Raw genomic sequence first — 11,205 nt, 5'->3', positions numbered from 1 at the left:
AGCTTACAGAAACCTTTACGCAGGGAGACCTTCCTAGCCTCCGTCGGCGCAGGCTAGGACGGTCTCCTCTACTTAAGTCGGAAGTAGTTGAAAGCCGCGTCAACCAACCGTTGGCTTCGCTGGATTATGTGCTGCTTCGTCCAGGTCGACTCACTGATCACATCATCATTGATTCGGAGCATATTCTTTAGCCCCACGGAGTTACCGTTGCTGTCTCTAGCATTAAGCTTGTCGACAAATGATTTGTTGCTCAGCGTCGCGTTGAAGCGTGTGATGCTCAGATTCCCTAGAGTGTGAACGTGTTCCGCCTGCACGGCTTTCGCCACCTCGGGAGATCCACCCATCATGTCAATCCAGGATGCGGGGATATTGGCACCTTGCGGGAAGATGTGCTCGACGGACCAGGCATGTCTCTTTCCTTCCATTGCCCAAAGATCTACACGTGTCTCGTCCGTCATGCTAGCCTCCGCAAGCGAACACAGAATGAAGCGGGTCATGTCATAGGAGTCTTCGTAGGCATTGCCAGCAAGCTTTTCGCGGAACGAATCGTCGGACGACGAAATGCCGACCAGCCGTTCGCGCAGCATATCGAAAATGGGCTCGCCGGCGCCATGGTGAAGTAGTTGGGTGATCGCCATGAAGAGACGCTGGAGTTCATAGGTAGCGGGCAATCCCGTTACATTTCGGCGAACGAAGAAGGCAACCAGCAGGTCGCATATCGCGACTAGATCGCCATCGGTGAGATTTAGGCGGCCCTGATTCGTCATCAAGTACATGAGAAGCAAGTGAGACGGTGCCCCCTGCGCCCTGCGGAGCCGGATCAATGCGGCGTTCAGCGCAGAGTTCTCGGAGCTCCGTGATCCGCCGGCAATTTGGCTGTAAACCACTGCTGCCGCACTTATTCGCCTGACAAATTCCTCATGTCCGTGCTCGATCAGCTTTTCGTAGATGCGGATCAGATTGGACCGCGTGGCCACCGGCTCATTGACTACGTCATTCAGTACTTCCTTGAAGGCGTTGTAATACTGGCGGAAGAACCGTTCCTGCAAAGAGTAATCGTCGCCCAGCAGGTCGATAATGCCCATCCATTCTTCAAAGACCGCTTCCACAGCTTGGGCGTCTTTCCCATGGGTGGAGGCCAGCAGTTTGTTCTTAATCAGGTCGATCGGCGTTAGCTGTGCACCGCGGTTGTTGAGCGACTCGAAGAGAACGTAGGCGTCCGAGTGATTCTTGACTTCAATCTTGACCAGCACAGCGGCGGAAACCTGGTCTACCATTTTCAGGAGTTGGGTGTGCGATGGTTCTGAGGGGCTAATCCTGGCTTCAATCTGGTCCACAAAGTAGCGGTAGCATTTCATGATCCGCCGGTTGCCTAGATTGCCAGGCCTGTTCCTAAGCTGCTTAACGACGCTGGCTTCACTAAGGACAGCGACATAGTCCCCCGCGTTGTTGTTCTGACGTTGCGGCGTGAGCCTCGGATGGTCCATGGGGTCCTTGAGGACCAGCTTCCGCCGCAGATTGATAAGGGATGCGTTGTCATCTTCGTCGAGGTCGCCTTTCCGGCTGGCCAAGCAGGAATAGAGAGCCGCGAGCAGAATGGACAGAGTGGTCATTCTCTGCTGTCCATCGACGAGTTCCAGCTGGGCGATGTCAGTTGCGTCCTTCTGCTGGTTTATGCAGATGATCGACCCGAGGAAGTATCCCTCCGGAGCGCCCAGCACATCGTCTATCAAATCCTCCCAGTGCGACTTGGACCATGTATATTCGCGCTGATACGGGGGAACGACGTAGACAATCTTGTGGTCGACGCCCAAAAGGCTTGAGACGGCACAGTCTTTCACTGAATCGATCATTGGTGTTCTTTCGGCTAGCGACTACAGCTGACCGCTGAAGGCGCGGTGCTGTAGAGACGCGAATAGGGCTTCGAGCTCGGACAGGTGAGTCTGCTGCTGGATCTTGAGTCTTTCAACTGCCACCACCCGGTCCGCGAACTGCCTGCGCATGTCAAGCGGAGGAACGGGGACTTTTATTATTCTCAGGATCGCCAGGTTGATATTCTTTTGAGCCGATTCGGGAGCTCTAGCCTCCAGCGTCTTCTGGAGAAAGGAGAACCAGGTTCTGACATACTCTGTGGTCGCCGCGTCGGATTCAAAGCCCACAACACTGTCCGGGAAGCATGCATCGAGTTTGAGAATTGCAGTCTTGGCGATATTGGCAGCGATCGTGATACAGAGCGTGCCTGCAGGCCACTTCTTACTCTGCTTCAACCCGACTTCAGAATAGGTGGCTGAGAATTTCCGAATGTAGCCCGAGGCGTTGGCCACATCTCCCGTCTGAATCAGCGGGTGCGGTCCACCGAGCAGTTTGGGGTCGTTGCGAGGACGGTGCTTGGACTGCCCTCTTTCTAGCGTCCCCAGCTGAGACAGGGCGACCAACGGCCAGCCCATCGGGTTGAGGATCGGGTCGCCGAACATGCTGTGGAAGATCGATGGGGTAAGGACGTCGAGTTGAGCGAGGGCCTGGCGGCGTTTGGTGCGGAGCACGTCGGCCTTGTCCAGGATGGCCGCAATCCGCCGCTGCTCGTCCAGAGGCGGGACAGCAATCAGAAGCTCACTAATATCGCTTCGGTTGACCTGGAGGAAAGTGGCGCCCTTAGCCTTGCCCATCAGGGTCTGTCTGGATGCGGACAGCCAGTGCCAAAGATACTTGGAATCTATGGATGGCTTGGCGCGAAGTGCCGCCACGCCGCGTCCCAGACAATAAACCTGGTCTGCCCATACCTTGTCTCCAATCGAGGCGCGAATACTCAGTACGATGTCGCCAGGTTCTGAGAGCTTGGTCGGCTTGTCAGTAAATTTCTTAGGTGTCAGAATCCCGTCAGAGAAATCACCTGCCCCAGCAATCAGGGCGACACCGTTCCCCAGAGTGTTGTACGAATCTCCGGCCGGCGCCTGGCCCATGATGATGTCACACACACTAACGAGCGGGACGTGCGGAGTCTCTCCAGTCCCTGCCCGCGGTTGACTCCCCGACAGCTCGAGTGTCGTTGTCATTTGAGGAGTTCTTTCAGTTCGGCCATACCCAGAGTAATTTCCTGCTCGAGTTTTTCCAGATCGCCAATGATGTCGGCTGGCTCCTTGTGGTCGATCTCTTCGTGCTCAACTTCTTTGTACTTGTTCAGCGAGAGGTCGTAGCCGTTTTCGGCGATTTCGGCTTTGGGGACGAGGAAGGACTGGTCGGTCCTTGCCCGATCGGCCTCCGTCGTCGTCCGCTGCTGCCAGCGTCCCAGGACGTCGTTGAGGTCGGAGGTTTCCAGCGGGATGCGTTTGTCGTCGAGGCTGAAGCCGTCCGATGTCACGTCGTAGAACCAGACGTTATCGGTGCCGCCGGAGTTGGTCTTGGTGAAGAACAGGATCGCGGTGGAGACCCCGGCGTAGGGTTTGAAGACACCTGATGGGAGTTTGACCACGCCGTCGAGCTTGTGGTCCTCGACCAGCATTTTTCGCAGCGTCTTGTGCGCCGCGGAGGATCCGAACATCACGCCGTCGGGCACGATCACGGCAGCCCGGCCGCCGGGTTTGAGCAGCCTCAGGAACAGGGCCAGGAAGAGCAGTTCCGTCTTTTTCGTCTTAACCAGGGAGAGCAGGTCCTTGGCGACGTTTTCGTAGTCCAGGCTGCCCGCGAACGGCGGGTTGGCGAGGATGACGTCGTATTTTTCCTCCTCAGTCCCGTGGAGATCCGCCAGAGAGTCCCGGTAAGTGATGTCCGGGTTCTCCACCCCGTGCAGGAGCATGTTCATGGACCCGATGCGAAGCATGGTGCTGTCGAAGTCGTAGCCGTGGAACTGGCTGTGGTGGAAGAACCGGCTCTGTTCCGGGCTGGTGAGCAGGTTGGGGTTGTGCTGCCGGAGGTATTCACCGGCCTGCACTAGGAATCCTGCAGTGCCAGCGGCGGGGTCGCAGATTGCCTCAAGCGGCTGGGGCGCTGTCATCTTCACCATGAGGTTGATGATGTGGCGGGGCGTGCGGAATTGGCCGTTTTGTCCGGCCGAGGCGATCTTGCCGAGCATGTATTCGTAGAGGTCGCCCTTGGTGTCGCGCTCGTCCATGGGGATTTCATCGATAATGTCGACGACTTTTTCCAACAGCCCGGCGTTGGGGATGGTGAAGCGGGCGTCCTTCATGTGCTGGGCATATGAGGATTCTTCGCCGTTGGCCAGCTGTACCAGACCGGTGCGCAGGAACGGGAAGATGTGCTCGGCGAAGACTGTGTACATCTCATCGCGGGAGAAGTTCTTGAACTTGCTCCAGCGGAAGTCCTGGTAGGAGCGGCCCTTGTCATCCAGGCCCGTGGGGAAGACGGGGTTTTCGACCGGTTTACCGGTGCGGTTGGCCTTGTTCTCCGCCCGCGTCTGGTTCTCGTCGAGGCGCTTCAGGAAGAGCAGATACGTGATCTGTTCGATCACTTCCAGGGGATTGGAAATGCCACCGGTCCAGAACGCGTTCCAGACCTTGTCTACTTGAGATTTAATTTCGCCCGTTATCACCGGTTCATCCTATTAGAGAGTCTTACAGAGCCTCGACCACGTGTTCGTCAGGGGATCCTAGGCTGCTGCCTGGGCGTCACTCTGAAGACGACTGCAAGTGCGGGTGCCTTTTAGCCGTAAAGAGGTCCTTCCGGGGCGATGAAAAGCCGATGGCTGTCAAGGTGAATTCCAGAGCGTCGAGCTAGTATTGGTGACGCCGGGGCAGCCTGCCTGACATCGGGGGAAGTTTATGCACCTGCCCCGCTCTCTTCGCTCCCTGGCGGCAACAGCCCTGTTCGGGATCCTGGCGGTCAGCGGCTGCGCCGCTGCCGCACCGTCCTACTCCGCGCTGAGCGATGAGGACATTCGACTTGACGGTATGAGAATCCTGTTTTGCCATTGCAAGTTTGGCTTCGGGCTGACCGAACATTGGCTCGCCCCTCTGATGTTGCGTCCATGATTGCAGAGTGTCCCGTGACCGCCAAGGACCTCGACGATGGCCGGTTCAAGGGGCTTCGGCGGGGACAGGTGCAGCGCCTGAAGCCAATGCTTGGCACCGAGGATGGGGACTTGAAAAGGGGCTGTACGAGAGTGAGTCTAGGTGGTTCGTCACGCTCGTAAAGCGGCTTGCCACAAGTTGTGCCTTCCCGTCGTTCGCACCGGCGGCTCGTCCTCAGACTACGATGACATCCTGGCGGCTCTTTGCGACGCAAGTGCCGTCCTTGACGATCATTGCTTCGACATAGTGGTATCCGATGTAGGAGGTCATCTCGGTCCAACTGCGCGCGCCGCCGTCCTTCTGGATTTCACCTCTAAGAGAGTGGGCCCTCTCTGCTTCCTCTCCGTAGTTCCGAATCTTCCAGTACACGTCATATGGCTCAGGGATGTTCGATTTTTCAATCTTGAACTTCAAGGATCGGTGCTTCCCGACCCTGTCACCTCGCCGCGGTAACGGGCCGTCGCGGAAGCCCCTCCCCGGGACGACGTAGCCGACGGTTTTGAAGCGATAGGCCGAGTTGAGGGCTTCGGGGATGTTGAAATCGCGGTCCAGGAACCGCTCAGATGCCGGCACCAGCGACCGAGTGGAAGCCCCCGCCGTAAGGCTGGCGGACTCAGCGATCAGGCCGAAGTCAGATCCGAACAGATCTCGCCAGATTTTCACTGCCTTGCTGTAGTCGTACTCATCGCAGGCTTCACCGATTTTTTCAGCATAGGAAGTGAATCGGGTCCTGAAGGTCCGGTAGTTGTGGCTTTGCCAGCGGTCAGCCAGGTTCCGACCAGTGCCGGGGTCGATAATGCAGGGAGCCTCGTTGGGATAGCCGGCGAGTTGGGTAGCCAAAGCCGCCGAGAGTGTTCGGAGCGTTTCAGCGACGTTCTTGTACGCGTCCGGGTCGACAATTCTCGCGCTCTCGCTGACGTGGTGGGCCAGCGCGGCTGTCAGCGTGACCGACGGGATCGCGAAGCGGGTTTTGTGGTCGCGTAGGTATTTCAGGAGTCGGACGACCTTGACGAGGTTTCCGTTCGTGATTCGGTTCTTTCCCTCTAACCACTCGGTGAATTCGTCAGGGGCAGCCGCTTCAAACTGGTCAGTGTTCCTATTGGTGACGTAGGCAGTGCCGTATCGGTTCACAAACGGGACCACGTCGACATGGAAGTCGCCTGCATAGTCAATCGTCACGCAGCGCTTCTTGCGCGAACGCATCGATTTGTAAGACGCACTGCGCCCAAATGCCTCGTATAACTTCTGCACGTAGTCACTGGGATTCCAGCCGTCGACCCCATCCATCGGGACTAACACGTCTGCGTCGAACTCTTTGTTACCGACGGGCTTGATTATGGTCCCGTGCGCGAAGGAGCCTTGCGGGATCACTTCGGTTACATACTCACCAAAAACCTCATCGTTCGACAGGAAGTTCTCAATGGCGGTCACGCGTTGAGAGAGCAGGTTCAACCTGCCTTGGTTCAAATTGACCTTCTCCGTGAGAAACGCCTTGAAATCACTGTGCTGACTCACGTTTTGTCCTCCTGGAGAAGTTCAGTTGCTCAGTAGCCAAGCACAACACGTTGACTTCAAATAGCGGCATCAATAGTCCACTCTGCCGTTTGGGCGATCTGGGTCGTCTGGCTGGCTGCACCGTCTGCTGCTCCCCTTCGTCGGATTTGGTCTTCTTGAGCCCAAAGAATCCGAGAGTCTGAAGTGGTCTTCAGCTGCCGCAGCGCAGCAAGCTGGTCAGGCGATGGAAGGAGATCCAAAATATCTGCGATCAGCAGTTCCTGGCTCTTTGCCCATGGGCTGTACTTCATCGGGCGATAAAGGCGTTCGATTCGGTCGTACTTGATGAGTCTAAATACCTCTTGGGGCAGAATGCCGGTAGCAATGAGTTCCTCATGGAACTCGCGCCAGCAGTCGGTCTCACGTCCGCGTTCTCCCTCGAACCACCGCACGAACGAAACTAGATTTCTTCCCGGGACGCGCACCCGCAGGTCGCCCTCACTGACCGCGTCCGGGATCAACAAATTGTCGTTCAGGACGTTCATGTCGCGGAGTCTGCCTGACGATGACGGATGGGTCTTGTAGACACCCCCGACGGGTTGATACTGATCGAACCGTTGTCCCTTCACGAGTAAGTAGTCGCCATCAACCTGAATGCGATAGAGGTACGACGCAGAGATACGGACACGGCCTTTCCAGGTACGGAGGGCGTACCAAGCGACCTTCAGAAAACGAAAGTTAGCAATAATGGTGTCTAACAGCGGTATGGCGAAGCCGATCGCGAAACCGCTGGCGACTGCGAAGAATCCTTTGTCCGAATCCGAATTAAACATCGCGATTGTCGAAACTACTAATCCGATGAAATAAACAAACAAGCGAGCCACGCTTAGACTCCTTAATCGCAGTTGTTGACGAGTTGCTGAGCCAATCCGAGTAGGCAGAGCTGTCGCCGCCATTCAGTAATCTACGGTTGGCAGGGCTTAAGCGGAGAGCTCGAATATGCCGGTTCTGTTGACGTCGCTCGACCCCGATCTCGACTAGCCGGGCAACCGCTCCGAACCTCACACAATAGGTTGTCCAAAGGACCAACTAGGCTGTCCATACAGTAGCTGCGAATCCCAAGCAGCACGTCTACTTGGAAGACTTCTAACTACACGATGTGTTTCTTCCAATAGGGACCTGTTCTTGCAACTAGGCCGACATGGCACAAGGGGATCTGCTCACGAGTAGCAGACAGCGCCCAACCTTGAAAGCCGGGACTCTTCCTGAAAATCCATGCAGCATGGGTCAAATCGCCAACTAATGCCGGCCAAAATAGTTGGCGCCGCGCCATACTGTTTGTCACAGCGCCAACTAACTTGTCAGTTGTGCCAACTAAGCTGGCACCTCACATCCAACCGCGCCGAGGCCGGGATTTGGCGAATCAGAATGAATGAGTGCTAGAAGTCCCAGTCCTCGTCCTCGGTGTTAACGGCCTTGCCGATCACGTAGGAGGAACCCGAGCCCGAGAAGAAGTCGTGGTTCTCGTCCGCGTTCGGCGACAGGGCCGACAGGATGGCAGGGTTCACGTCCGTGACGGAGGCCGGAAACATCGCCTCGTAGCCCAGGTTCATCAGGGCCTTGTTGGCGTTGTAGTGCAGGAACTTCTTGACGTCCTCGGCCAGGCCGACGCCGTCGTAGAGGTCGTGCGTGTACTGGACTTCGTTTTCGTACAGCTCGAAGAGCAGCTCGAAGGTGTAGTCCTTGATCTCCTGGCGGCGCTCCTCGGAAACCTTCTCCAGGCCCTTCTGGAACTTGTAGCCGATGTAGTAACCGTGTACGGCCTCATCGCGGATGATCAGGCGGATCAGGTCGGCCGTGTTGGTCAGCTTCGCCCGTGAGGACCAGTACATGGGCAGGTAGAAGCCCGAGTAGAACAGGAAGCTCTCCAGGAGAGTCGAGGCCACCTTGCGCTTCAGGGGATCGTCTCCCTGGTAGTAGTCCATGACGATCTGCGCCTTCTTCTGAAGGTTCTCGTTCTCCGTGGACCAGCGGAACGCGTCGTCGATCTCCTTGGTGGAGCACAGCGTCGAGAAGATCGACGAGTAGCTCTTCGCGTGCACAGCCTCCATGAACGCGATGTTGGTGTACACGGCTTCTTCGTGCGGCGTGAGCGCGTCCGGAATCAACGAAACGGCACCGACGGTGCCCTGGATGGTGTCCAGCAGCGTCAGTCCGGTGAACACCCGCATGGTGAGCTGCTGCTCCGCCGGCGTCAGCGTTGCCCAGGACTGGACATCGTTGGACAGCGGCACCTTCTCCGGCAGCCAGAAGTTGTTGACCAGGCGGTTCCAGACCTCCACGTCCTTGTCGTCCTGGATCCGGTTCCAGTTGATCGCCTCGACGTGCGTCAGCAGCTTGACCCTCTCGGTCATGTCTTCCCCTAAAAAGTTTGGGTTGGTTCTTGATTAAAGCGTACGACGGCGGGCGGTTGCCCGCCGTCGTACAGGTACGATTTAGTTGAAGCTACAACATGCAGCTGACGCAGCCCTCAACCTCGGTCCCTTCCAGCGCGAGCTGGCGGAGACGGATGTAGTAGATGGTCTTGATGCCCTTGCGCCAGGCGTAGATCTGGGCCTTGTTGATATCCCGGGTGGTAGCGGTGTCCTTGAAGAACAGCGTCAGTGACAGGCCCTGGTCCACGTGCTGCGTGGCTGCGGCATAGGTGTCGATGATCTTCTCGTAGCCGATCTCGTACGCGTCCTGGTAGTACTCAAGGTTGTCGTTGGTCAGGTACGGCGCCGGGTAGTAGACGCGGCCGATCTTGCCTTCCTTGCGGATCTCGATCTTGGATGCCACCGGGTGGATCGAGGAGGTGGAGTTGTTGATGTAGGAGATCGAGCCGGTGGGCGGGACGGCCTGCAGGTTCTGGTTGTAGATGCCGTGCTCCATGACGGAGGCCTTCAGCTCGCGCCAGTCATCCTGTGTGGGGATGTGGACGTTCTTGAACAGCTCCTTGATCTTCTCGGTCTCCGGCACCCACTCCTGCTCCGTGTACTTGTCGAAGAATTCACCCGACGCGTACTTGGACTTCTCGAAGCCGGCGAACTTCTGGCCAGTTTCAATGGCCAGCAGGTTGGACGCGCGGATGGCATGGAACACCACGGAGTAGAAGTAGATGTTGGTGAAGTCCAGGCCCTCTTCCGAACCGTAGTGGACCCGCTCACGGGCCAGGTAGCCATGCAGGTTCATCTGGCCCAGGCCGATGGCGTGGCTCTGGTCATTGCCCTTGGCGATGGACGGGACGGAGGTGATGTTGGACATGTCCGAGACTGCGGAGAGCGACCGGATGGCCGTCTCGATGGTCAGGCCGAAGTCCGGCGAATCCATCGTCTTGGCGATGTTCAGCGAACCCAGGTTGCAGGAGATGTCCTTGCCGGTCTCGTCGTAGGACAGATCATCGTGGTACGTCGTCGGCTGGGAGACCTGGAGGATCTCGGAGCACAGGTTGGACATGATGATCTTGCCGTCAATCGGGTTGGCCCGGTTCACGGTGTCCTCGAACATGATGTACGGGTAACCGGATTCGAACTGGATCTCGGCGAGGGTCTGGAAGAACTCACGCGCCTTGATCTTGGTCTTCTTGATCCGGGAATCGTCCACCATCTCGTAGTACTTCTCGGTGACCGAGACGTCGGAGAACGGCATCCCGTAGACGCGTTCGACGTCGTACGGCGAGAACAGGTACATGTCCTCGTCCTTCTTGGCCAGCTCGAAGGTGATGTCCGGGATCACGACGCCGAGGGACAGCGTCTTGATGCGGACCTTCTCGTCCGCGTTCTCCCGCTTGGTGTCCAGGAACCGGTAGATGTCCGGGTGGTGGGCATGCAGGTACACGGCACCGGCGCCCTGGCGGGCACCGAGCTGGTTGGCGTAGGAGAAGCTGTCTTCGAGCAGCTTCATCACGGGGATGACGCCGGAGGACTGGTTCTCGATCTGCTTGATCGGGGCGCCGACCTCGCGGATGTTGGTCAGCGCGAACGCCACGCCGCCGCCGCGCTTGGACAGCTGCAGCGCGGAGTTGATGGAACGGCCGATCGACTCCATGTTGTCCTCGATGCGGAGCAGGAAGCAGGAGACCAGCTCGCCGCGCTGCTTCTTGCCGGCGTTCAGGAACGTCGGGGTGGCGGGCTGGAAGCGGCCCTCGATGATCTCATCCACCATCTGGGTGGCCAGCTGCTCGTTGCCGCGGGCCAGGTGCAGGGCGACCATGCAGACCCGGTCCTCATAGCGCTCCAGGAAGCGGTTTCCGTCGAAGGTCTTCAGCGTGTAGGACGTGTAGAACTTGAAGGCGCCCAGGAAGGTCTCAAAGCGGAACTTCTTCTTGTACGCGCGCCTGAAGAGCTCGCGGATGAAGTTCATCGTGTACTGGTCGAGGGTTTCGCGCTCGTAGTACTGGTTCTTCACCAGGTAGTCGAGCTTCTCCTCGAGGTCATGGAAGAAGACCGTGTTGTTGTTCACGTGCTGCAGGAAGTACTGGTGTGCGGCCTCGCGGTCGGCCTCGAACTGGATCTCGCCGTTGGGGCCATACAGGTTCAGCATGGCGTTCAGCTCGTGGTAGCCCAGGCCCTTGTACGCGGCAGGGAGCGCCGGCTTCTCCTGCTTTTCAACAGCCGTGTCCATGGGCTTGTCCCTTCCTTCGGGCCTG

7 protein-coding genes are annotated in these 11,205 nt (G+C 57.7%); all 7 read right to left on the bottom strand.

Annotation, left to right across the window (positions count from 1 at the left end; translation table 11 throughout):
* Positions 1-68: 68 nt before the first annotated feature.
* A complete protein-coding gene (locus AC5RUM_RS07610; RefSeq protein ID WP_494034364.1) occupies positions 69-1,853 on the bottom strand; it encodes a DUF262 domain-containing protein in 1,785 nt (594 codons plus the stop codon).
* Positions 1,854-1,874: 21 nt separating this feature from the next.
* Positions 1,875-2,975, bottom strand: coding sequence for a restriction endonuclease subunit S (locus AC5RUM_RS07605; protein ID WP_494034363.1), 1,101 nt, complete (start codon positions 2,973-2,975; stop codon positions 1,875-1,877).
* Between the two features lie 74 nt (positions 2,976-3,049).
* Positions 3,050-4,546 (bottom strand): type I restriction-modification system subunit M, encoded by a 1,497-nt coding sequence (locus AC5RUM_RS07600; protein ID WP_494034362.1) that lies wholly within the window; start codon positions 4,544-4,546, stop codon positions 3,050-3,052.
* A 652-nt stretch (positions 4,547-5,198) separates the two neighbouring features.
* Positions 5,199-6,539: an SMODS domain-containing nucleotidyltransferase gene (locus AC5RUM_RS07595; protein WP_494034361.1), complete on the bottom strand. Its 1,341-nt coding sequence runs from the start codon at positions 6,537-6,539 to the stop codon at positions 5,199-5,201.
* Positions 6,540-6,595: 56 nt separating this feature from the next.
* On the bottom strand, positions 6,596-7,402 hold the full coding sequence (locus AC5RUM_RS07590) for an SMODS-associated NUDIX domain-containing protein (protein ID WP_494034360.1): 807 nt from the start codon (positions 7,400-7,402) through the stop codon (positions 6,596-6,598).
* 555 nt (positions 7,403-7,957) lie between these two features.
* Positions 7,958-8,932 (bottom strand): class 1b ribonucleoside-diphosphate reductase subunit beta, encoded by a 975-nt coding sequence (nrdF, locus tag AC5RUM_RS07585; RefSeq protein ID WP_400575771.1) that lies wholly within the window; start codon positions 8,930-8,932, stop codon positions 7,958-7,960.
* A 91-nt stretch (positions 8,933-9,023) separates the two neighbouring features.
* A complete protein-coding gene (gene nrdE / locus AC5RUM_RS07580; RefSeq protein WP_494034359.1) occupies positions 9,024-11,180 on the bottom strand; it encodes a class 1b ribonucleoside-diphosphate reductase subunit alpha in 2,157 nt (718 codons plus the stop codon).
* Positions 11,181-11,205: the final 25 nt, after the last annotated feature.

The sequence above is a fragment of the Arthrobacter sp. B2060 genome (assembly GCF_059090445.1).
The sequence above is the reverse complement of the archived record's forward strand: the minus strand, read 5'-3'. Positions and strand labels throughout refer to the sequence as shown.